Source organism: Mycobacterium sp. 1245111.1 (genome assembly GCF_001673405.1).
Taxonomy (GTDB): Bacteria; Actinomycetota; Actinomycetes; order Mycobacteriales; family Mycobacteriaceae; genus Mycobacterium.
Map to the genome: position 1 here is coordinate 247,380 of NZ_LZLV01000034.1, position 22,867 is coordinate 270,246.

Consider the following 22,867-nt stretch of genomic DNA (forward strand, 5'->3'; position numbering starts at 1 on the left):
CCCGGACGCTCGCCAGCGGCGCTAGTTTCGATCGCCGTGTGCCTAACCGGCGACGGCTGTCGTGATCTCGGTGGCCAGACCGGCGCCGGCCACCAGCTCCCGAATCTCGCCGCTGAATCGGTTGCGAAGCTCGACCTTTCCGTCCGCCCAGCCGCGGCCGACCACGACGATCCAGGGCACGCCGAGCAACTCGGCGTCTTTGAACTTCACCCCGGGCGACGCGGTGCGGTCGTCGAGCAGCACCTCGAGGCCCAACCGATCCAGGTCGGTGGCCAACGAGGTGGCCCCGGTCCGCGCTTCGGCGTCCTTGTTGGCGATCACCAGGTGCACGTCGAAGGGCGATACCTCAGCCGGCCAGCGCAGGCCGAGCTCGTCGTGCTGCTGCTCGGCGATCACCGCCACCAGCCGCGACACCCCGAGGCCATAGGAACCCATGGTCAGCCGCACCGGCTTGCCGTCTTCGCCGAGGACGTCGACGGTGAAGGCGTCGGTGTATTTGCGGCCGAGCTGGAAGATGTGGCCGACCTCGATTCCGCGCGCGGCGACCAGTGATCCCGCGCCGTCCGGCGACGGGTCGCCGTCGCGCACCTCGGCGGCCTCGATGGTGCCGTCGGCGGCGAAGTCGCGACCGGCCACCAGGCCGACCACATGCTTGCCCTTTTCGTCGGCGCCGGTGATCCAGCTGGTGCCGTCCACCACCCGCGGGTCGACCAGGTAGCGAACCCCGTTGTCCAGCAAGGCTTTCGGGCCGATGTATCCCTTGACCAGGAATGGGTACTTGGCGAAGTCCGCGTCGTCGAGAAAGGCGTACTCGGCCGGGTCGAGCGCGGCGCCCAGCCGCTTGTCGTCGACCTCGCGGTCGCCGGGCACCCCGATGCCCAGCAACTCCCAGTCACCGCCCGGCTCACGCACTTTCAGCAGGACGTTCTTCAAGGTGTCGGCAGCACCGACGGTCCGGCCGAGAGCTCCGTTGGCCCACTCGACGAGCGTCGCGATGGTGGGCGTGTTGCCGGTGTCGTGCACGACCGCCTCGGGCTGGCCGTCGATCGGCAGGCTTTCCGGTCGCGCGGTGATGACGGCCTCGACGTTGGCGGCGTAGCCCGACTCCGGGCAGCGCACGAAGGTGTCCTCACCGACCGGGCTTTCGGCGAGGAATTCCTCGGAGGCCGAGCCGCCCATCGCGCCGGACACGGCGGACACGATGACGTAGTCGACGCTGAGCCGACTGAGGATGCGTTGGTATGCCTCGCGGTGGGCGTGGTAGGCGCTTTTGAGCCCGGCGTCGTCGAGGTCGAAGGAGTAGGAGTCCTTCATGACGAACTCGCGGCCGCGCAGGATGCCCGCGCGCGGACGCGCCTCGTCGCGGTACTTGATCTGGATTTGATACAGGGTCAGCGGAAAGTCTTTGTAGGAGCTGTACTCCCCTTTGACCGTCAGCGCGAAGAGCTCTTCGTGGGTCGGCGCAAGAAGGTAGTCGTTGCCGCGGCGATCCTGCACCCGAAAAATGCCGTCGCCGTACTCGGTCCACCGGTTCGTCGTCTCGTAGGGCGCGCGTGGGAGCAGGGCCGGAAACAGGATCTCCTGGCCGCCGATGGCGTTCATCTCTTCGCGCACCACCCGCTCGATGTTGCGCAGCACCCGCAGCCCCAGCGGCAGCCAGCTGTAGAGGCCCGGCGCGATCGGCCGGACGTAGCCGGCGCGGATCAACAGCTTGTGGCTGGCTATCTCGGCTTCAGCGGGGTCGTCGCGCAGGGTGCGCAGGAACAGCTCGGACATCCGGGTGATCACAGCGCGCAAGCCTAACGGGCGTAGCCCGGTGAAGCGTGGTCGCCCGAAAAGCTAGAGCTCGCCGGCGTCGATCGCGTCCTTGACTTCCTGCGCGTGGGCGACCTGCTCGGCGGTGTAGCCGATGAACAAAGACACCACGCCGACGATGATGGCGACGCCTGCCACCCACAGCAAGCCGTAGGTGTAGCCGTGGTCGAGCGCATGCAGCTGCGCGGCGTTCATGTTCTTCACCGGGCCGTTGGTGCCGCCGAGGTACAGCGTGCGCGAGGTGATCACGGCCTGGATCACCGCGAGAACCACTGGGCCACCGAGTTGTTGCAGCATCAGAGCGATGGCCGAGGTCGGACCGATCTGGTCGAAGCCAACGCCTGCGATAGCCGCGAGCGCCACCGGCACCACGATCATCCCGATACCAACACCGGCGATCACGACCGGCACGATCAGGTTCGGGAAGTACGGCATGCTGCCGTTGAACTGCGAGCCGTAGATCATTGCGCCGACCACGAGCACGCCACCGGCGATGACCAGGACACGCGGCTGGAACCGTGACACCAGCTGCGACGAACCGCCGAGCCCGATGCCCATCGCGATCGCGAACGGGATGAAGCCAACCCCTGCGCGCAGCGCGCTGTAGCCCATGATGTCCTGCACGTAGATCGCGACCAGCACGGTGACGGTGAACAAGACGCCACCGGCCATGAAGATCGCCGCGAAGGTGGCCAGCCGGTTGCGGTCGAAGAAGAGCTGGAACGGCACGACGGGGTTCTCCGCCGTGCGCTCGACGATGGCGAACGCACCGAAAGCGACGAGAGCCAGTCCGGCACAGCTGAGCGTGGGCCACGAGATCCAGCCGGACTCCGGGCCCGTCGAGAAGGCGAACACGGCAAGGGTGCAGGCCAGGGTGGCCAGCACAGCGCCGGCGGCGTCGAGCTTCATCCGTTCGCGGCTAGTCTCCCGCAGCGTGGTGCGGGCCAGGTAGATCATTGCCAGCCCGATCGGCACGTTTACCAGAAACGCCAGCCGCCACGACAACTCGGTGAGTGCCCCACCGATCACCAGGCCGCCGACGGACCCAACACCGGTCATGGCTCCGAACACAGCGGTGGCGGCGTTACGGGCCGGCCCCTTGGCGAAGGTGGTGGCCACCAATGCAAAGCCGGTCGGCGAGGCGATCGCCGCGCCGACACCCTGCAGCAGCCGGGCGATCACCAGCGTGACGTCGTCCCAGGCGATCCCGCACAGCGCGGAGGCGATGGTGAACAGCGTGACGCCGACGATGAAGGTCCGCTTCCGGCCGATGGTGTCACCGAGGCGACCGCCGAGCAGCATCAAGCCACCGAAGGTCAGCACGTAGGCGGTGATCACCCAGCTACGGCCGGCGTCGGACAGGCTCAGCTCGTTCTGGATCTTGGGAAGCGCGACGATCGCGATGGTGCCGTCCATGGTCGCCATCAGCTGCATACCGGCGATGGCGATGACGGCGGAGAAGAATCGCCGCGTCGGCATCCACGGCGTCGACGCCTTCGCCGGCGTGGACGGGACGTCGTGTTCTGGGGCGGTCTTTTCGGGGTGCGTATCGGGCATGTGAACTGCTCGCTTCGAGGGTTCAGTTGTCCGTCGTTGGACAGCCCGCTCTGCATCGTTGAGAGCCGTCATAAGAACTTACCCTACAGTAATCTTAGGGATCTTTTAAATGCCGAAGGCCGCCACCGAGCCGATCACGATGATCGCGGGAGGTCGAATGCCCTCCGAACGGATCTTCTCCGGCGCGTCCGCCAGAGTGGCCCGCAAAGTGTGCTCCGCCGCCGTCGTACCCTGCTGAACCACCAACACCGGTGTATCCGCAGGTCGGCCTCCCTTTCGCAGAACCTCGGCGAACAGTTCGATACGTTCGACCGCCATCAGCAAAACAATGGTCCCGGTCATGGCGGCCAATGCATCCCAATTCACTAACGATTCGGGGTGGTCCGGCGCGACATGGCCGCTGACCACCACAAATTCGTGGTTGATCGCGCGGTGTGTGACGGGCACTCCGGCGGATGCGGGGACCGCTATGGCGCTGGTCACGCCGGGCACCACGGTCACCGGGATCCCGGCCTCGGCGCAGGCCAACACTTCCTCGTAGCCGCGGGCGAAGACGAACGGATCGCCGCCTTTGAGCCGGACCACGAAGTGACCGGCCCGGGCCCGCTCGATCATCACCGCGTTGATCGCGTCCTGAGCCATGGCCCGCCCGTACGGGATCTTGGCCGCGTCGATCACCTCGACATGGGGCGGCAACTCGGCGAGCAACTCGGGTGGGGCCAACCGATCCGCGACCACGACGTCGGCCTGCGCGAGCAGCCGTCGGCCCCGCACGGTGATGAGCTCGGGGTCGCCCGGCCCGCCGCCGATCAACGCCACACCGCCGCGCACCACGTCGTTGCTCTCGAAGCTTTCGGTCGCAATCACACCCTGCTGCAGCGCCTCGCGGATCGCGGAGCGGATGGCCGCCGAGCGGCGATGCTCACCGCCGGCCAGCACGCCAACCGAAAGACCGGCGTAGTCGAATGTGGCCGGAGTCACCGCGCTGCCCTCGATTGCGATGTCGGCGCGGACGCAGAAGATGCGGCTGCGATCGGCTTCCGCGACGACCGCGGCGTTCACCTGCGGGTCGTCGGTGGCCGCGATCGCGTACCAGGCGCCGTCGAGGTCACCGTCGCGGTATTCACGCAGCGTCAGCGTGATTCCGGTCATCGCCTCGACCGACTGGGTGGCACTGCGGCTGATGACGTGGACGTCGGCCCCGCTGGCCACCAGAAGTGGCAGACGGCGCTGTGCGACGCTGCCGCCGCCGACGACGACGACCTTCTTGCCGGCCAGTCGCAGCCCGGCCAGATAAGGGTTCTCCGGTGAGGTCACGCGTGGGCTCCAGGGCCGGCCGGCTTCAGCATGGGCACGTGCGGGACGCCGTCGTCGAGAAAGTCGTCGCCGTCGCTGACGAATCCGTGCTGGGCATACATGTCCGCTAGATATACCTGAGCGTTGATCCGGCACGGGTAATCGCCGACTTCGGCCAGCGCGGCGCGCAGCAGCCGGGTGGTGTGGCCCTCGCCTCGGGCGCTGCGTTTGGTGCACAGCCGCCCGAGCCGGAACGCTTTGTGCCCGCCCGCGTGCTCTTCCATCAGCCGCAGCGTGCAGATCACCTCGCGGTCCGGGCCTTCCAGCCAGAAGTGCCGCGTCTCCGCGGACAAGTCACGCCCGTCGAGTTCGGGGTACGGGCGCGCCTGCTCGACCACGAACACCTCCACCCGCAACTTGAGGATGGCGTAAAGGGTCGGAACGTCAAGGTCTTTCGCCCGCGCCCGGTGCAATGCCGCGCTCATGACTCCAGCTCCAACGTCTTGGTGGTCCACGACCGCAGCTCCTCGTATAGGGCGGGCTCGTTGGACAGGGACAACCCCAATGACGGCACCATCTCCTTGAGCATAGGAAGCCAGGACGGATACCGGCCGGGGAAACAGCGCTGCAGCACGTCGAGCATTGCCGACACCGCGATCGACGCTCCCGGCGACGCCCCGAGCAGCCCGGCGATGCTGCCGTCGGCCGCGGCCACGACGGTGGTGTCGAATTCGAGCCGACCGCCGCGGCGTTTGTCTGGCCGCATCACCTGGACCCGCTGCCCGGAGGTGATCAGCTCCCAATCGGAATCCTTTGCGCTGGGGGCGAATTCGCGCAAGGTTTCGACATGGTTCGACGTCGACTTGCCGAGTTGGTCGATCAGATAACGGAGCAACTCCAGCTGGCCGACGCCCGCCCCGGCGACCGTAGCGATATTGCCGGGCCGGACTGATCGTGGCAGGTCGCTGAGGTGCCCGTGTTTCAGGAATTTCGGCGACCAGCCGGCGAACGGCCCGAACATCAGCCACGGCTTGCCGTTGACGAGTCGGGTGTCCAGATGGGCCGCCGTCATCCCGGGCGCGCCCGGCTCGGGCAGGCCGTAGACCTTGGCCCGGTGCAAAGCCGTGATCGCCGACTGGCCGCTGCGCAGGAATCGACCACCGATGGGGAAGCCGCCAAATCCCTTGGCCTCCTTGATGCCGGACTTCTGCAGCAAGGGCAGGGCCGCTCCCCCGGCGCCCACGAAAACGAAAGCGGCATCCAGCTTTTGGGTCTCATCGGTGCGCCGATTGCAAATCGTCACGGTCCAGCCGCCATCGCGTCGACGGGACAAGTTGCGCACCTCGTGGCCGAACCATGCGGTGGTGCCGTTGCGTACCCCATAACCGATCAGCTGCCGCGACAGCGCTCCGAAGTCGACGTCGGTCCCTTCGACGGCCCAGTTGAGTGCGACGGGTTCGGAAAAGTCCCGTCCGGTCGCCATATACGGCAGTCGGCAGGCGAATTCGTCAGCGCCCTCGATCAATTCGTTGCGGGCGAACAGCGGATTGTCCGCCAGCGCCTGGCGGCGGCGGCGCAGATAGTCGACGCGCTCGGCGCCCTGGGCTAAGCTGACGTGCGGGACGGGGTTCAGGAAGCCGCGGACGTCGGAGACCATCGCGTTCTCGGCCGCGTAAGCCCAGAACTGGCGGGTCACCTGGAATTGCTCGTTCACTCGCACCGCTTTGGTGATGTCGATCGACCGGTCCGGGCGCTGCGGGGTGTAGAACAGCTCGCATAGTCCGGCGTGCCCGGTTCCGGCGTTGTTCCACGGGCCGCTGCTTTCCGCCGCGGCGGCGTCGAGTCGTTCCACGACGCCGATCGCCCAGTCGGGCTCGAGGCGGCGCAACAGGGCAGACAGTGTCGCGCTCATGATCCCGGTCCCGATCAGCAGGGCGTCGAGCGCGGGGGTTGTCCCTGACTGCGGGCTTGGCACCGAGCTGATCATCCTTTGCACGAGAGGAGCTGCACTGATGGTCAGGTTATCCGCACCCGATCCGGCCCGCTGTCCGGCGAGCTCGGTGTCAGGATCCCCGTGCCCAGCGCCACGCCTTAAGCTGGCGAGCGTGACTGGCTGGCGCTCCGACGTCTTGTCCGGCTACTGGCAACTCACCATCCCGCTGGGTGACGACCCCGACGGCGAGGGCACGATCGACGCGACCCTGTTACGTCGTGGTGGCGCGGCGCCGGCTGCCCACGCCGTCCTGGCGGTCCACGGGTATACCGACTACTTCTTCCACACCGAGCTGGCCGACCACTTCGCCGCCCGCGGCATCGCGTTCTACGCGCTGGATCTGCGCAAGTGCGGTCGCTCGTCGCGGCCGGGCCTGACGCCGCACTTCACCACCGACCTGGCGCGCTACGACCGTGAGCTCGATCGCGCGCTGGAGATCATCGGCGAGGAGACGGGATCGGCACGGGTGCTGGTCTACGGCCACTCGGCGGGCGGGTTGATCGTCTCGCTGTGGCTGGATCGGATGCGGCAAGCCGGCGCGACCGCGCGCAAGCGGGTGACCGGGTTGGTGCTCAACAGCCCGTTCCTCGACCTGCCCGGCCCCATGCCGCTGCGCTGGCCACCGACCAGGGCGCTGATTGCCGGGATCGCACGCTTCGGTGACAAGCGGGTGGCCCGGTCTCCCAGCGAGACCGCCGGAGGCTACGGCGCCAGCTTGCATCGCGACTACCACGGGGAATTCGACTACAACCTGCAGTGGAAACCGTTGGGCGGCTTCCCGATTACGTTCGGCTGGCTCTCAGCGGTACGAAGCGGGCAGATCAAGCTGCACCGCGGCCTCGATGTCGGCGTGCCGAACCTGATCTTGCGCTCCGACCATAGCGTGATCGAGTCCTCCGATGCCGTCGCGCTGCAGTGCGGCGACGCCGTTCTCGACGTCAAGCACATCGCCCGCTGGGCCGGCTGCATCGGCAACCTCAGCACGATCGTGCCGATCGTCGACGCCAAACATGATGTGTTCCTGTCGATGCCGCAGCCACGGCAGGCTGCCTACCAGCGGCTGGATTCCTGGCTGGATGACTACCTGGGCGCGGCGTCCGACGTCGCCTCCCGGAACGGCTGAGAGGCTATCGGGTGGAAAGCTACGACCTCGCGATCATCGGAACCGGTTCCGGCAACAGCATTCTCGACGACCGCTATGCCAAGAAGCGGGTAGCGATCTGCGAGCAGGGAACCTTCGGCGGAACGTGCCTCAACGTCGGATGCATTCCTACCAAGATGTTCGTCTACGCGGCCGAAGTCGCCGAAACCATCCGCCACGCAGCGCGTTACGGCATCGACGCCCACATCGACCGTGTGCGGTGGGACGACATCGTTTCGCGGGTCTTCGGCCGCATCGACCCGATCGCAATCGGCGGCGAGGACTACCGGCGAGCTCAACCCAACGTCGACGTCTACGACTCGCACACCCGCTTCTCGCGTGTGCAGGACGACGGCCACTACGTGCTGCGGACCGACGACGGCGCGGAGTTCAGCGCCGAACGGGTGGTGATCGCCGCGGGTGCCCGCGCCGAGATTCCGCCGGCCATCCTCGACTGCGGGGTGCACTTCTACACCAGCGACGACATCATGCGGATCGCCGAATTACCCGAGCATTTGGTGATCGTCGGCGGCGGTTTCGTGGCATGCGAATTCGCACACATCTTCTCCGCGCTGGGGGTCCGCATCACGATCGTGATCCGCGGTGGCTCGCTGCTAAGGCATCTCGACGACACGTTGTCGCGGCGGTTCACCCGAATCGCGTCGAGCAAATGGGAAGTCCGCAGCCACCGCAACATTCTCGGGTCGCACGAAAACAGTTCCGGCATCATGCTCGAACTCGACGACGGCTCCGAGTTGCAGGCCGATGCCCTACTGGTGGCCACCGGACGGGGTTCCAACGGCGATTTGCTCGATGCCGAGAAGGTCGGCATCGAACTCGACGGTCGCCGCGTCGTCGTCGACCAATACCAACGAACCGCCGCGCGCAACGTGTTCGCGTTGGGCGACGTGTCGTCGCCGTACGAGCTCAAGCATGTCGCCAACCACGAGGCGCGCGTCGTCCAGCGCAATCTGCTGTGCGACTGGGACGACACGGCGTCCATGGCCGCCACCGATCACCGCAATGTCCCCGCCGCAGTGTTCACCGATCCGCAGGTTGCCTACGTGGGACTGACCGAGAACGAAGCCGTGGCACAGGGTTTCGACGTGTCCTGCAAGGTTCAGGACTACGGCGACGTCGCCTACGGCTGGGCCATGGAGGACACCACCGGCATCGTCAAGCTCATCTCGGACTCCAAATCCGGCCGGTTGCTCGGTGCGCACATCATGGGGCACCAGGCCTCGTCGATCATCCAGCCGCTGGTTCAGGCAATGTCTTTCGGGTTGAGCGTGCACGACATGGCCCGGGGCCAGTATTGGATCCACCCGGCGCTGCCCGAGGTCGTCGAAAACGCATTGCTGGGACTGTCGGACTGACGGCGGCGTCGCTTAGGCAGCGCTGGATGACGACGGGCCGCGCGGCTTGCTATCTCGGGACCACAGATGGCCGCACCCGGGGCACTGCAAATGCAGCATCCATGCCTGGCTGCTCAGCAGGAACTGCCAGTGGACTCTGCAGTTGCGCTTGCGTTGGCAATCGGTGCAGCCGACACCGTGGTCGCACTGCGGGCAGTCGAACCAGGCGCGTCGCGCCGGATCGGCGGTGGGATCAATCGGGAACATGGCCAACCGCGCGGCCCGGTAGCACGCCGGCGGCCACCAGGTCGTCATAAATTCGCTGCTGCTCAGCATCCAGATCGGAATAGAGCATTTCGTAGGCTCGGCGCTCTTCGGCCAAGACCGTCAGCGGGTCCCAATCGTCGCCAATCGCCTCGAGAATGGCGGCCCGCCGGCGCGCCTCGTCAAGGGTGAGGTCGTATGCGAACTCCACAGCCACCGGGTTCTCCTGCACGAATGTTGATCGAGCCCACAGACTCGGTGGCGCGCCACCCCGTCCGCAATGGCCCCGGTCACAGTCGGCGGTTGAGATCGGTCACAGCCGAGCCGCGGCCAACTTCAGCTGTGCGAGTGGTCGTGCTCTTGTTGCAGGTCGGCTTGGTGCACGTGCGGATGGGTGTGTTCGGCGCCCTCAGCGTGGGAGTGCGAGTGTTCATGTTCGACGTGTTCATGCTCGTGGCTGGTGTGCGGATGCGTGTGCGTGACCTCGTCGTGACGGTGTTCGTGGGTGTGCGGGTCGTCGTGACCATCTGGATGTGTCACTGTCATCTCCCTGTCGTGGCAGATCTGGATGAGTCCATTGTGCTCCCCGCGATGACCCCATGGGAACGGCTTAGTGCCTGTTCCTCGAGGCGCCCGGGGTGTAAAACAGTGCTCATGGGCCTTGCCCCACTAGCGCTGCGCACACGCGAGTTGTAGCGGCTCGTGCACGAGATGTCGCTGTGTCAGGCAATAGCCAACATCGTGCGGCCCTACGCAGCCGGGCAGCACGTCGACATCGTCCGCGTCCGGATCGGCGCGCTTCGCCAGGTAGTTCCGGATTCGCTGTCGTTTTGCTGGTCACTGCTTCGCGACTACGAGGACATGCCGGACGCCGAGTTGGAATTGGAGTTGGTCACCGCCGAGGTGATCTGCCACTCCTGCGGCGACCAGTCGACGCTCGACTCGCGGTGGTCGTTGTTATGCCCACGTTGCGAGAGCGCCGATGTCGAAGTGCTGCACGGCGACGAGTTCCTGGTGACATCATTGGATGTCTCATGAAAGGTGTTGACAATGGGTAGATTTCATAGGCACGACGACGGAACAGTGCATACCCACGAGCACAGTGATCACGGGCATGCCCATGACCACGGCGATCACGGTGGTTACAGCACCGGCGCCCAGCGGATTGACGTGCTGGAGGCGATCTTCGCCGAGAACGACATTCGGGCCGACATTAATCGAAAACTGTTCGAACACAACAGAGTCCGTGCAATCAACCTGATGAGCTCCCCCGGTTCCGGTAAGACGACGGTGCTGCAATCCACCCTCGACGAGTTCGCCGGCGAGATCGCCGTCGGCGTTATCGAGGGTGACATCGCGACCGACCTGGACGCCGCCAAGCTCGGTGGTCGGGGCGCCCAGATATCTTTACTGAACACCGGCAACGGGTTCGGCGGGGAATGTCACCTCGACGCGCCGATGGTCAACCGCGCGCTGCAGGGCTTGGAGCTGGCCGACTTGGACTTGGTGATCATCGAGAACGTCGGAAACCTGGTGTGCCCGGCCGAGTTTGACGTCGGCGAGCATGCCAAGGCGATGGTTTATTCAGTCACCGAGGGTGACGACAAACCACTCAAGTACCCGGTGATGTTCCGTGCCGTTGACGTGGTGCTGCTCAACAAGATCGATCTGGTGCCGTATTTGGACGTCGACATCGATTCGTATATTGCGCGCGTCCGCGAGGTCAATGCGACCGCGACGACTTTGCCAGTCAGTGCGCGCACGGGTGTCGGTATGGCCGGTTGGTTCGGCTGGCTGCGACGGTTCGTGGCATCCGCGACACCGTGACCGCCGCGCGCAGGCGTATGGGCGGTGCGACCGGGCACCCACCGATAATCATTTGAAATATCAACACATGCAACTGATTCGCAAGATGCTATCTATGTTGCTCATCGCCACGCACCCTGATGGCCCCCGACGGCGATCGATCCCCGAGGCTACCCCGCCGCAGTCGAAATCAAGCGGAAACCCGGAAAGCCGTACCGGCCTTCCGAATTTGCCAGAACATCGTTGACAAAGGTAGATCGGCGAGAGTAAACCCAGAAAATAGCGCCGCATAAGCGGGCCGACGGTCGACTCCTTCGGCGCCAGGGGCCTTTAGCCCGGGCTCCGGAAAGCTGCGGTATGCCAACAGAAGCAGCAGTCAAAGCGGAAGAAACTTTGATCCACGTTCTATGGATCAACGCGGGTCTAAGTTGCGATGGCGATTCGGTGGCATTGACTGCTGCCACTCAACCCAGTGTCGAGGAGATCGCGCTCGGCGCGCTCCCCGGACTCCCGAAAGTTGCCGTGCACTGGCCACTGATCGATTTCGAGTGCGGCCCCACCGGCGGGGCGGATGACTTCCTCGAGTGGTTCTTCAAAGCCGACCGCGGCGAACTCGAACCGTTCGTGCTCGTCGTGGAGGGGTCGATACCCAACGAGGCGCTCAAGAACGAGGGGTATTGGTGTGGCTTCGGCAACAACCCGGCTACCGGGCAGCCGATGACAACGAGTGAGTGGCTCGACCGACTGACCCCGAAAGCCACAGCGGTCGTCGCGGTGGGGACCTGCGCCACGTACGGCGGCATCCACGCAATGGCCGGCAACCCTACCGGCGCGATGGGCGTGCCGGATTACCTCGGCTGGGAATGGAAGAGCAAGGCCGGAATCCCTATCGTCTGCGTCCCGGGTTGCCCGATTCATCCGGACAATCTGTCCGAGACCCTGACCTACCTGCTTTACATGGCCACCGGGCAAGCACCAATGATTCCGCTCGACGACGCACTGCGCCCACAGTGGCTCTTCGGCAACACCGTGCATGAGGGTTGCGACCGGGCCGGCTACTACGAACAGGGTGATTTCGCCACCGAGTACGGATCACCGAAATGCATTGTCAAACTTGGCTGTTGGGGGCCAGTGGTCAAATGCAATGTGCCTAAGCGCGGCTGGATCAACGGCATCGGCGGCTGCCCGAATGTCGGCGGTATCTGCATCGGATGCACGATGCCGGGGTTCCCGGACAAGTTCATGCCGTTCATGGACGAGCCACCAGGCGGCAAAGTCTCCACCACCGCCTCGGGACTGTACGGCTCGGTGATACGCAGCCTGCGCGGCATCACAAACCGCACCCTTGACAAGGAGCCGCGCTGGCGGCACAAGGGCGACACACTCACGACCGGCGCACGCCGCACCTGGTAGGGCGGAAGCGACTTCTCAGCTGAAGATAGGGAGCTAAGTTCGATGACAACGATCATCCCCCAGCCGTCCCACGCGAAGCGCGAGCCCGGCCAATTAGTCGAAATGGCCTGGGATCCAATTACCCGGATCGTGGGCAGCCTCGGTATCTACACCAAGATCGACTTCGAGAACCGCGAAGTGGTCGAGTGCCACAGCACGTCGTCCATCTTCCGTGGCTACTCAATCTTCATGAAGGGCAAGGATCCTCGCGACGCGCACTTCATCACCAGCCGAATCTGCGGAATTTGCGGTGACAACCACGCCACCTGCTCGTGCTACTGCCAGAACATGGCGTACGGGGTCAAACCGCCGCATCTGGGTGAGTGGATCGTGAACCTCGGCGAGGCCGCGGAGTACATGTTCGACCACAACATCTTTCAGGAGAACCTCGTCGGTGTGGACTTCTGCGAAAAGATGGTCTCTGAGACCAATCCAAGCGTACTGGCCAAGGCCGAGAACACCGCCGCTCCGCATGCCGGCGAGCACGGGTACAAGACCATCGCCGACATCATGCGGTCACTGAACCCGTTCAGTGGCGAGTTCTACCGGGAGGCACTACAAGTCAGCCGGTACACCCGAGAAATGTTCTGCCTCATGGAGGGCAGGCATGTGCACCCGTCGACGCTATACCCCGGCGGTGTAGGCACCACCGCGACCATCCAGTTGATGACCGACTACATGAGCAGGCTCATGCGCTACGTCGAGTTCATGAAGAAGGTCGTGCCGATGCACGACGACCTCTTCGACTTCTTCTACGAGGCGATCCCGGGTTACGAGAACGTCGGTCTGCGCCGCACCCTGTTGGGCTGCTGGGGTTCGTTCCAGGACCCTGACGTGTGCAACTTCGCCTACAAGGACATGGAGCGTTGGGGCAACGCCATGTTCGTCACTCCCGGTGTGGTCGTCGACGGCGAGCTGGTGACGCACTCATTGATCGACATCAACCTGGGTATCCGAATCCTCTTGGGAAGTTCGTATTACGACGACTGGACCGATCAGGAGATGTTCGTCAAGACGGACCCACTGGGTAATCCGGTGGACCGGCGGCACCCGTGGAACCAGCACACCAATCCACACCCGCAGAAACGGGACATGGACGGCGGCAATTACAGCTGGGTGATGTCCCCACGCTGGTTCGACGGCAAGGACCATCTGGCTTTGGACACCGGCGGCGGGCCGCTGGCCAGGCTGTGGTCGACCGCGCTGGCCGGGCTGGTCGACATCGGTTACGTCAAAGCGACCGGCCATTCCGTGCAGATCAACCTTCCCAAGACCGCGCTCAAGGGACCGGTTGAGCTCGAGTGGAAGATTCCCCAGCACGGGTCCAATACGATCGAGCGCGACCGGGCGCGCACATACTTCCAGGCCTACGCGGCCGCATGCGCGCTGCACTTCGCCGAGAAGGCGCTGGTCGAAATCCGGGCCGGCCGCACCAAGACCTGGGAGAAATTCGAGGTACCCAAGGAAGGAATCGGCTGCGGGTTCACCGAGGCCGTGCGCGGAGTCCTCAGCCACCACATGGTGATTCGGGACGGCAAGATCGCCAACTACCACCCGTATCCGCCCACCCCGTGGAATGCCAACCCGCGCGACAGCTTTGGCACCCCGGGACCCTACGAGGACGCGGTGCAAGGACAGCCGATCTTCGAGGAGAACGACCGGGAGCACTTCAAGGGCATCGACATCATGCGCACGGTGCGCAGCTTCGATCCCTGCCTGCCCTGCGGTGTGCACATGTATCTAGGTAAGGGCAAGACGCTGGAGCGGCTACATTCACCGACCCAAGCGGCGACCGGGGAGTGACGTATGGCTGATCGCCCCGAGGAGTTGAAGGGGGACGCGCAATGGCGCTCGGCGGGCGATCGGATCCAGACTCTGCTGGACGCTACCTCGACCGGCGGGGCGGTCGCGCGGGAGCGCGCCGAACAATTGGTTCGCGAAGTAGTCGAGCTCTACGGCGCGGGCCTGCAACGGATCCTGGCTGCCGTCGGTGACCAGGCGGCCCCCGGCCTGCTGGACCGCGTGGCCGCCGACGACTTGGTGGGCAGTCTCTTGCTCGTGCACGGCCTGCACCCGCACGACGTGTATCGCCGCGTTTCCGACGCGCTCGACCGGGTCCGGCCGTACCTGGGCTCGCACGGTGGCGATGTACACCTGCTGAACATCGTCGACGACACCGTACAACTGCAGTTCGCCGGAAGCTGTAAGAGTTGCCCCTCATCGGCGGTGACGCTGGAGTTGGCCGTCGAGGATGCGATTCGGGCTGCTGCACCGGAGATTTCGTCCATCGAACTGGTGGCCCCCGAAACCGGAGTAGCCGCGGCCGCGACGGTAATCCCAGCGGAATCGCTGATGGCTCAAGTGCATTCAAAGCCGCTGCCCAATCGTGGGGTCGCCTGGTATCAGCTGCCCGACCTGGCCCACTTGGCCCCCGGTGAAGTCGGCGGCTTCTCGGTCGGCGGCATTGTGGTGCTTGCGTGCCGGGTTGACGACCGGTTGTACGCCTACCGTGATCAGTGCCCGGCCTGCAGCGGATCCATGGCCGGTGCTGCACTGCACCGGCGGACCACGGCCGCCGAGCCAGTGCTGCGATGTCCGCGCTGCCACGCCCATTTCGACGTCGTGCACGCGGGGTTGGGCCTCGATGATGGCGCGGAGAACCACCTCGACCCCATCCCGCTGCTGCTGCGCGACGGCGTGCTGTCTATCGCGGTACCGGCCGAGCCGATGGGCGCGTCGGCATGAGCACCCCTTATGACGTCCTGACCCGCATCACGAACAGTCGACAGTCCTCGCTGCCGGCCGGGCAAGTGTGCGAAATGTGCTCGGAGGGCATCGCCGACGAGCATCAGCACGTGGTGAATGTGGCTGGGCGGCAACTTATGTGCGTATGCCGCGGCTGTTATCTGCTGTTCACCGACAGCCACGCGCAGCTGCGTTATCGGGCGGTCCCGGACCGATATCTGTCATTTCCCGACTTTGCGTTGGATCGTCGCATCTGGGAACTGCTGCAGATCCCGGTCGGACTGGCGTTCTTCTTCCGCAACTCTGCACTCGATCGCACCGTTGCGTTCTATCCGGGACCTGCAGGGGCAACCGAATCCGATCTCGACCTCGAGGCGTGGACTGCGATCAATTCGGCCGACCCGCGGGTCGGCCTACTCGCCGACGACGTCGAGGCCCTGCTGGTGCGGGTGGCCGACGATGACCAACCCGATTGCTATCTGGTCCCGATCGACGCCTGCTACCAGTTCGTCGGCGGGCTGCGGATGTTGTGGCGCGGCTTCGACGGTGGGCAAGAAGCTCGCGAGTTTGTCGACGCGTTTTTCGATCAACTGGCGGCGCGTAGTACCGAGCGATCCCGATGACCGGCCCGAACCCGGTGAGCGGTTTGGCATTCACCGTCCTCGACATCGTCGCCGAACCCTATGCGGCCGTCCCGATATTGGCCGCGCGCATCCGTGTTTCGGCTCCCCACGAGGAACCGGTGCATGCGATCGCGCTGCGCTGCCAAGTCCGCATCGAGCCATTGAGACGCGGCTACTCAGACGACGAAGCTGCGGGGCTGACCGATTTGTTCGGGCCGCGGGAACGCTGGGCCACCACTCAACGCACCTTCCTGTGGCAGCACTGCACGGCGATGGTGCCGGCGTTCACCGAAGCCACCGAGATCACGCTGCCCCTGGAGTGCACATACGACTTCGAGGTCGCCGCCGCCAAATACCTGCACGCGCTGCGCGACGGCGCCCTACCACTGCAATTCCTGTTCAGCGGAACGGTATTTACGGCGGGTCAGCGCGGCTTCTCCGTTCAGCAGGTGTCGTGGGACTGCGAGGATCACTACGACATGCCGCTGGCGGTGTGGCGGGACCTCGTCCGCCTGCACTACCCGAACACCGGCTGGGTGCGGCTGTCTCATGACGCGGTGGCCGCGCTGGCAGCCTACAAATCAGCCCGCGGCCTGTTGAACATCGAGGACGCGGTCATCGCGCTGCTCAGCGCCGCACACCAGGAGGCGCGATGACCGCGGACTGGGACCGGGCCCGAGCCGTCGCCGACGCCGTCCTCTACGAGGGCTACCTGCTTTACCCGTACCGCGCGACATCGAGCAGGAACCAATCACGTTGGCAGTGGGGTGTTTTGAGTCCGGCGGGCGCGGCCGAGGCCGGGATCGGTGAAGAGGACAGCATCGCGACGCAGTTCCTCGTCGACCGAGCGCAGGCGATCACCCTGGTGGTGCGTTTCCTGCAGCTGCAGCACCGCCGGGTCGAACGCAACGACGGCGGTGGGTGCTTCGAACCTGTCGACGAACTGGTCGCCCCGTCCGGTTCGTGGCTGACCTGGGACGAAGCCGTCGAGTGTGAAAGGTCGTTCGGCCCGTTCGCCCTCGACCCTTCGACCCAGTCATGGACGCTTGAGCTGGCGGCCGCCGCGGCGACTGACCTCGAACCCGTCGAAGGCGGCCGGCTGGTCCGGATCCGGCGCGAGGTGAGCGCCACGTTGACCGTGGATGTCGAGCCGGACGGCATGCTGCACCGGGTCGCGGTACGGGTGGCCAACACCGGCGCCCCTGCCGCAAGCAAAGACGACGCGATATCCCGATCCCTGATCGGCACCCATGTCATTGCGGAAGCCGTTGGCGGTCAGTTCGTCTCGCTGCTCGAGCCGCCGGCCCCCGCCGCCGATGCGGTATCTCGGTGCAGCCAGCATCGCTGTTTCCCGGTGCTCGCCGGGCCGCCTGGCGCCGGGAATCTCCTGCTGATCTCGCCGATCATTCTCTACGACCACCCCGAGGTCGCCGAACAGAGCGAGACTGCGTTGTACGACTGCACCGAGATCGACGAGATCCTGACCCTGCGCGTGATGACAATGACGGACCAGGAGAAGGCACAGGCACGCGCCACCGACCCGCTTGCGGCGCAGATCATCGACCGCTGTGACTCCATGTCGCCCGACGCCATGTCACGGCTGCACGGCGCCCTGCGGGATCCACGGCAGCCCGTCGGCCTGATCCCGGAGGTTCCGGACGGAATTGATTGGTGGGATCCGTTGGCCGACAACGCCGTAGAACCCGAACTCGATGCGGTTCTGGTCAACGGGGTGCCGGTAGCGAGGGGCAGTCGGGTGCTTTTGCATCCGGCGCGACGGGCCGACGCGCAAGACCTGTTCTTCGCGGGGAAGACGGCTCGCGTCACCACGGTGCACGAAGACGTCGATGGCAACCAGCACATCGGTGTTGTTGTCGAGGACGATCCGGCGGCTGACCTACACGACTGGTACGGGCGTTACCTGTACTTCTCCCCCGATGAAGTCGAACCACTCGAAACCAGCACCATAGAAAGGAATACAACATGGCAATCGTAGGATGGGTGTTTATCGGCATCCTGGCATTGTTTGCGGTGGCGGGAGTCGTGATGGGGTTGATCTCCCTCCCGGATGCCCGGCGGTACCTTAAGATCCGGCACATGTAGCGCACCTGACGATTTCATTCCAGTGCGCATCCTGGTGGCTGGCATCGGCAATATCTTCCTCGGCGACGACGGGTTCGGCTCCGAGGTAGTCCGCCACATCCCGGTCCGGCAGGATGAGCCGGACGTGCGGGTCGTCGACTACGGCATCGGGGGTATGCACTTGGCCTACGACTTGCTTGACGATTGGGATGCTCTGGTGATCGTCGACGCGGTCCCAGACCAGGGCAATCCGGGCGCACTGCACGTGTTCGAGGCGGACCACGAATTACAGCCGGCCACAGCCGCGCTGGATGCCCACAGTATGGATCCCGCCGCGGTGTTCGCCAGCCTGAAGGCGCTCGGTGGCATCCCGCCCTACACGGTGGTCATCGGCTGCGAAGCCGGCGGTGTCGACGAGGGCATCGGCCTCACCGATGCTGTGGCGGACGCTGTGCCACAGGCGATTCACGCCGTCGGCGAGGTCATAGCGGGTTTGCGTGCTCAATCACCGGCAGCATCGGTGGAAGGGCGGGGCTGAACAATGTGTTTGGGCATACCCGGCCAGGTGGTCAGCATGCTAGACGGTTACGAGGACCAGCTAGCACTCGTCGACGTCGCCGGAAAGCAACGTAGGGTCAACGTCGGCATGCTGCCGGAGGAGACTTTTGCGCCCGGCGACTGGGTCATCATTCACATGGGGTTCGTCGTCGAAAAGACCGACCAAGCCGGGGCTGATCAGGCGATGTCCGGGCTCAAACTGATGGGCCGGGGTCCTGACGATGACTGACATGCTGATGAACTCCACTCTGCGGCAACGGTTTACTGTGACCGGCGTCGTACAGGGCGTGGGTTTCCGCCCATTCGTTTACCGGGTCGCCACCGAGCTCGGCCTGACCGGGTTCGTCGGCAACGATTCGGGCGCGGTCTTCCTCGAAGTGCAGGGACCGGCGGCTCGCATCGACGAGTTCTTGCGGCGGTTCCGGACGGATGCGCCGCCGCTGGCGGTGATCAGCGCCGTCCACGCCGTCGATCTCACCGCTGAAACGTCGTGCGACAGTGGCTTTCGCATCGTGGAAAGCCGGCCGGTCGGCGGAGCTACCACTCCGATTCCACCCGACATCGCGGTCTGCGCTGATTGCATCAACGAAATGTTCGACCCGAACGACCGCCGCTACCGGCATCCTTTCGTGACATGCACCAACTGTGGTCCCCGGTTCACTATCATCCGCGCCCTGCCTTACGACCGACCAACCACCACGATGTCGGCATTCGCTATGTGCGAGCGCTGCGCCGAGGAGTACCACGATCCGGCCGACCGCCGCTTCCACGCCCAGCCGATCGCCTGCCCGGACTGCGGACCGTCACTGTGGCTCGACGTGCACGGCGACCGGGTCAACGGATCCGATGCGGCGCTAGGGGCCACTCAGCAACTGCTGGCCGATGGCGCGGTGGTCGCGATCAAGGGCGTCGGCGGCTATCACCTGGCCTGCCGGGTCGACGACGAGGCGGCCGTCGTTGCACTGCGGGCCCGAAAAATGCGTGGCGCCAAGCCTTTTGCCATGCTTGTGCGGGATCTCCACGTCGCACGGCGCTACGCATACATCGACGATACCGAGGCGGCGGTGCTCTCGAGTGCGGCACGGCCCATCGTGCTGTTGCGGCGCCGGCTGAAAGCGCCGGTCGCCGACGCAGTCGCGCCCGGTAGCCCGCTCGTCGGGCTGATGCTGCCGTACTCGCCGATTCACCATCTGCTGCTCGCGCCCGTCCGGGGTGTCGATGCACCGGCAGCCGATGCCCTCGTACTGACCAGCGCCAACCGATCCGATGATCCCATCAGCTTCACCGAAGATGATGCAGTGCAACGGCTTCCACCCCTGTGCGATGCTGTGCTCGACCATAACCGGCCGATCCATGTGCCGTGTGACGACTCGGTGGTGCGCGTGGTGGATGGTCGGGAACTACCGATCCGACGGTCCCGGGGATACGCGCCGTTGCCCATCGACCTCGGCCGTGAAGGGCCAGCGGTCCTGGCCGTAGGTGGTGAGCTGAAGAACACCTTCTGCCTCACCGACGGTGCATGCGCGTACCTGTCCGGTCACATCGGTGACATGGAGACGCTGCAAACCCTGTCGGCGTTCGAGCGCGCAGTGGGCCAACTCAGCGAAATCCGCCGCGAGCCGGAGCGGTTGGCCGCCGACCTGCACCCCGGATACCACACCCGCAATTGGGCAGAGCGGCGTGCTGGCAATCGACCGATCGATCTGATTCAGCACCACCACGCACACGTGGTGTCGTTGCTGGCCGAGCACGGACGAATCGGTGAACCCGTGATCGGGGTTGCCTTCGACGGCACAGGCTATGGGTGCGACCAGACGATCTGGGGCGGGGAGATTCTCAGGCTCGGGCACGACAGTCACCGCTTCATCCGCGCCGGACATCTCATTCCGGTGCCGCTGCCGGGCGGCGATGCCGCTGTGCGCAATCCGTGGCGGATGGCGTTGGCTCAGCTATGGATGGCCGGTATCGACTGGGCGCCGGATTTACCTCCGGTAGGTGCACCGACGCCAGCTGAAATACGTTTTCTGCGTTCACAATTGGAATCCGGCACCGGGTGTGTGCCGTGCTCGAGCATGGGACGGCTGTTCGATGCGGTCGCGTCGCTGCTGGGGGTGCGACACCGAATTGATTACGAAGGCCAAGCCGCCATTGAGCTCGAGGCGCTGGCCACCTCGATCAGCGACACGACCGGGCCGCAGCTGCAGCTGACGGTGCGGCCCGACGGAGCGATCGACCCCGCCGGCATGCTTCGGACGATGGTGTCGGCGCAGCGCGCCGGTGTACGACCGGCGGTACTGGCCGCCGCATTCCATCAGGCGGTCGCGGTCGCCGTCGTCGAGGTGGCGCGAATGGTCGGCGGCCCGGTGCGGTTGGTGGGCCTGACTGGCGGGGTGTTCCAGAACGTATTGCTGCTGCGGGAGTGCCGACAACGGTTGCAGCAGGCCGGGTTCGAGGTGCTCACCCACCACACAGTGCCGCCCAATGACGGCGGGCTGGCGCTTGGCCAGGCCGCGATTTCCGTATTGATCGCGCTGGAAGAGGCTGAGCAGGGATGACGACAACGGCGATCGACCACGGGCTTGGCGCCGAATTGGCCGCGGATCTGGCGGCTACCGCCTTCACGCTCGCCAAGCGGTTCGCGGCCGGCGCCACGATGTGGTCTGTCGCGCCGTCGTGGGAACCGCATGCGCTGCACATCGCGGTCGAGTTCGTGCATCCGGTGATCGTCGGAAAGCGGGCACTGCCCGCTGTCGCACTGACCGGACCGAATCTAGTTGACCTCGTGCGGGTCTCGGTTCGGCCCGGCGACATCGTGATCGCGGTGGGTGCGGCCGATAATCTCGACGTGCGTTCGGTGATGTGCCGCGGCCCGGCCTGGGGCGCGACCACGATCTGGATCGGCAGCGGTGAAACGCGGCCCCCGGCGGGCGCGGCTGATCACGTGCTGTGGCACGATGACCCCGATCCGTGGGTACCCGCAACGGGCGGCTTTGTGCTGTTCTATCACCTTTTGTGGGAGCTCACCCACGTGTGTTTCGAACACCCGGGATTGCTCAAACCCGAATGCACCGAACATGTTTGCGTCACGTGCAGCGACGAGGGACGCGTGGGCGAGGTAGTGACGGTCTCGGCCGACGGGATGGCGTCGGTGCGCACCGCACGCGGCGTGGAATTTGTAGCGACAACGCTGGTCGACCCGGTAGCGGCCGGCGAGCTGCTGCTGGTGCACGCCGGAACCGCTATCAGCCGCATCGAGGAGGACGCCTGATGGCCCGCCCCGCAGAAGAACCCACTAACTTCCTGTACCCGTTTATTGATGCACAGGAAGACAACCCGCGGTCGTTGCTCACCGACCTCGCCGCGTCAGCGCAGGCGAAGGCCGCCGAAAGTGTGGCGCTGCGGCGCACCACACTGGAAGCCAACGCTGCCTTACTGGACCAGGCAGCCACCGAGATGGCACGCCGCTTCGTCGCCGGCGGACGAATGTTCACTTTCGGAAACGGCGGCAGCTGTACCGATTCCACCACCTTGGCCGGGCTGTTTTCCCGTCCGCCCGCCGGAAAGCCTTTACCCGCTTGGTCGTTGGCTGCCGACCAGGCGATTGTGACCGCGCTGGGCAACGACGTCGGATTCGAGCTGGTGTTCGCCCGCCAGTTGATCGCACGAGCTAAGGCGGGCGACATCGCGATCGCGATGTCGACGAGCGGCAATTCACCCAACCTGCTCACCGCGCTGGCCGAGGCTCACCAGCGGGGTCTATACACCATCGGTTTCGCTGGATATGACGGCGGCGCCTTCATGAACAACCCAAATGTAGATGCCTGCTTCATCGTTCGCTCGCAAAGCGTGCACCGGATCCAGGAAGCCCAAGCCTTGCTGGGCTACCGAATGTGGTTGGCCACCCAGCAACATGCCGATGGTCTAGGTATGGGGGCCGCATGAGCACGGGAGAGCGGCGCATGAGTAAGTCAGCAGGTGAATACCTGTCGTCCGGGCCGGGATTCGCTGAGGGCGAGGTGATCGAGCGGATCGAGTCGTTCCGCAGGCGCCGCCCCAGGTTGCTCGACGACCACGTCAACCTGGCGCACGGAGCGGGCGGAAAGGCCTCGGCCGCGCTGGTCGACGCAGTGTTCGTAGAGGCATTCCGCAATCCGCACCTGGAGTCGCTTGGCGACGGCGC

At 65.2% G+C, this 22,867-nt stretch carries 22 protein-coding genes and 1 pseudogene; 16 read left to right on the forward strand and 7 right to left on the reverse strand.

Going from position 1 to position 22,867, the window contains the following annotated elements:
- Positions 1-42: 42 nt before the first annotated feature.
- From A5658_RS07250 to mqo, 5 genes are all read right to left on the reverse strand, one after another.
- Positions 43-1,788: a proline--tRNA ligase gene (locus A5658_RS07250; RefSeq protein ID WP_067332742.1), complete on the reverse strand. Its 1,746-nt coding sequence runs from the start codon at positions 1,786-1,788 to the stop codon at positions 43-45.
- A 51-nt stretch (positions 1,789-1,839) separates the two neighbouring features.
- Positions 1,840-3,294, reverse strand: a complete 1,455-nt coding sequence (locus tag A5658_RS07255) for an MFS transporter (RefSeq protein ID WP_369830495.1) — start codon at positions 3,292-3,294, stop codon at positions 1,840-1,842.
- A 183-nt stretch (positions 3,295-3,477) separates the two neighbouring features.
- Positions 3,478-4,689: a uroporphyrinogen-III C-methyltransferase gene (cobA, locus tag A5658_RS07260; RefSeq protein WP_067332744.1), complete on the reverse strand. Its 1,212-nt coding sequence runs from the start codon at positions 4,687-4,689 to the stop codon at positions 3,478-3,480.
- A complete protein-coding gene (locus tag A5658_RS07265; protein ID WP_067332745.1) occupies positions 4,686-5,153 on the reverse strand; it encodes a GNAT family N-acetyltransferase in 468 nt (155 codons plus the stop codon). The genes cobA and A5658_RS07265 overlap by 4 nt, the downstream gene beginning before the upstream one ends.
- Positions 5,150-6,643 (reverse strand): malate dehydrogenase (quinone), encoded by a 1,494-nt coding sequence (gene mqo, locus A5658_RS07270; protein ID WP_255361320.1) that lies wholly within the window; start codon positions 6,641-6,643, stop codon positions 5,150-5,152. Before mqo ends, A5658_RS07265 begins: the two co-directional genes overlap by 4 nt.
- A gap of 130 nt (positions 6,644-6,773) precedes the next feature.
- On the opposite strand from mqo, the gene A5658_RS07275 reads away from it, so the two are divergent.
- Positions 6,774-7,784 (forward strand): alpha/beta hydrolase, encoded by a 1,011-nt coding sequence (locus A5658_RS07275; protein ID WP_067332747.1) that lies wholly within the window; start codon positions 6,774-6,776, stop codon positions 7,782-7,784.
- A gap of 11 nt (positions 7,785-7,795) precedes the next feature.
- A complete protein-coding gene (mtr, locus tag A5658_RS07280) occupies positions 7,796-9,178 on the forward strand; it encodes a mycothione reductase (RefSeq protein ID WP_067332748.1) in 1,383 nt (460 codons plus the stop codon).
- A gap of 232 nt (positions 9,179-9,410) precedes the next feature.
- On the opposite strand, the gene A5658_RS07285 is transcribed toward mtr, so the two are convergent.
- Both A5658_RS07285 and A5658_RS27435 read right to left on the reverse strand, forming a co-directional pair.
- Positions 9,411-9,638, reverse strand: coding sequence for a DUF6400 family protein (locus A5658_RS07285; protein ID WP_067332801.1), 228 nt, complete (start codon positions 9,636-9,638; stop codon positions 9,411-9,413).
- A gap of 119 nt (positions 9,639-9,757) precedes the next feature.
- Positions 9,758-9,967 carry a zinc transporter Slc39a7 gene (locus A5658_RS27435; RefSeq protein WP_082992995.1) on the reverse strand — a complete coding sequence of 70 codons (210 nt, stop codon included), beginning with the start codon at positions 9,965-9,967 and terminating at the stop codon, positions 9,758-9,760.
- Positions 9,968-10,123: 156 nt separating this feature from the next.
- Here A5658_RS27435 and A5658_RS07295 point away from each other — a divergent pair, with 156 nt between their 5' ends.
- The 14 genes and pseudogenes from A5658_RS07295 to A5658_RS07360 all read left to right on the forward strand — a co-directional run.
- Entirely contained in the window at positions 10,124-10,459 is a 336-nt protein-coding gene (locus A5658_RS07295) for a hydrogenase maturation nickel metallochaperone HypA (RefSeq protein WP_067332750.1), read from the forward strand.
- A gap of 12 nt (positions 10,460-10,471) precedes the next feature.
- Positions 10,472-11,248 (forward strand): hydrogenase nickel incorporation protein HypB, encoded by a 777-nt coding sequence (gene hypB, locus A5658_RS07300; protein WP_067332751.1) that lies wholly within the window; start codon positions 10,472-10,474, stop codon positions 11,246-11,248.
- Positions 11,249-11,584: 336 nt separating this feature from the next.
- Positions 11,585-12,640, forward strand: coding sequence for a hydrogenase expression protein HypE (locus A5658_RS07305; RefSeq protein WP_067332752.1), 1,056 nt, complete (start codon positions 11,585-11,587; stop codon positions 12,638-12,640).
- A gap of 42 nt (positions 12,641-12,682) precedes the next feature.
- Positions 12,683-14,482 (forward strand): nickel-dependent hydrogenase large subunit, encoded by a 1,800-nt coding sequence (locus tag A5658_RS07310; protein WP_067332753.1) that lies wholly within the window; start codon positions 12,683-12,685, stop codon positions 14,480-14,482.
- A gap of 3 nt (positions 14,483-14,485) precedes the next feature.
- Entirely contained in the window at positions 14,486-15,424 is a 939-nt protein-coding gene (locus A5658_RS07315; RefSeq protein WP_067332754.1) for a NifU family protein, read from the forward strand.
- Entirely contained in the window at positions 15,421-16,047 is a 627-nt protein-coding gene (locus A5658_RS07320) for a DUF5947 family protein (RefSeq protein ID WP_067332755.1), read from the forward strand. Before A5658_RS07315 ends, A5658_RS07320 begins: the two co-directional genes overlap by 4 nt.
- Positions 16,044-16,703 (forward strand): DUF6084 family protein, encoded by a 660-nt coding sequence (locus A5658_RS07325; protein ID WP_067332756.1) that lies wholly within the window; start codon positions 16,044-16,046, stop codon positions 16,701-16,703. Before A5658_RS07320 ends, A5658_RS07325 begins: the two co-directional genes overlap by 4 nt.
- Positions 16,700-18,043: a hypothetical protein gene (locus tag A5658_RS07330; RefSeq protein WP_067332757.1), complete on the forward strand. Its 1,344-nt coding sequence runs from the start codon at positions 16,700-16,702 to the stop codon at positions 18,041-18,043. Before A5658_RS07325 ends, A5658_RS07330 begins: the two co-directional genes overlap by 4 nt.
- A 123-nt stretch (positions 18,044-18,166) precedes the next feature.
- Positions 18,167-18,667: a hydrogenase maturation protease gene (locus tag A5658_RS07335; protein ID WP_156751313.1), complete on the forward strand. Its 501-nt coding sequence runs from the start codon at positions 18,167-18,169 to the stop codon at positions 18,665-18,667.
- A 3-nt stretch (positions 18,668-18,670) separates the two neighbouring features.
- Positions 18,671-18,916, forward strand: a complete 246-nt coding sequence (locus tag A5658_RS07340; RefSeq protein WP_067332759.1) for a HypC/HybG/HupF family hydrogenase formation chaperone — start codon at positions 18,671-18,673, stop codon at positions 18,914-18,916.
- Positions 18,909-21,242 carry a carbamoyltransferase HypF gene (gene hypF / locus A5658_RS07345; protein ID WP_067332760.1) on the forward strand — a complete coding sequence of 778 codons (2,334 nt, stop codon included), beginning with the start codon at positions 18,909-18,911 and terminating at the stop codon, positions 21,240-21,242. The genes A5658_RS07340 and hypF overlap by 8 nt, the downstream gene beginning before the upstream one ends.
- Positions 21,239-21,955, forward strand: coding sequence for a HypC/HybG/HupF family hydrogenase formation chaperone (locus tag A5658_RS07350; RefSeq protein WP_067332761.1), 717 nt, complete (start codon positions 21,239-21,241; stop codon positions 21,953-21,955). Before hypF ends, A5658_RS07350 begins: the two co-directional genes overlap by 4 nt.
- A complete protein-coding gene (locus A5658_RS07355; protein WP_067332762.1) occupies positions 21,955-22,629 on the forward strand; it encodes an SIS domain-containing protein in 675 nt (224 codons plus the stop codon). The genes A5658_RS07350 and A5658_RS07355 overlap by 1 nt, the downstream gene beginning before the upstream one ends.
- 17 nt (positions 22,630-22,646) lie before the next feature.
- A pseudogene (locus A5658_RS07360) lies at positions 22,647-22,867 on the forward strand (hydrogenase expression/formation protein HypE); the annotation flags it as partial.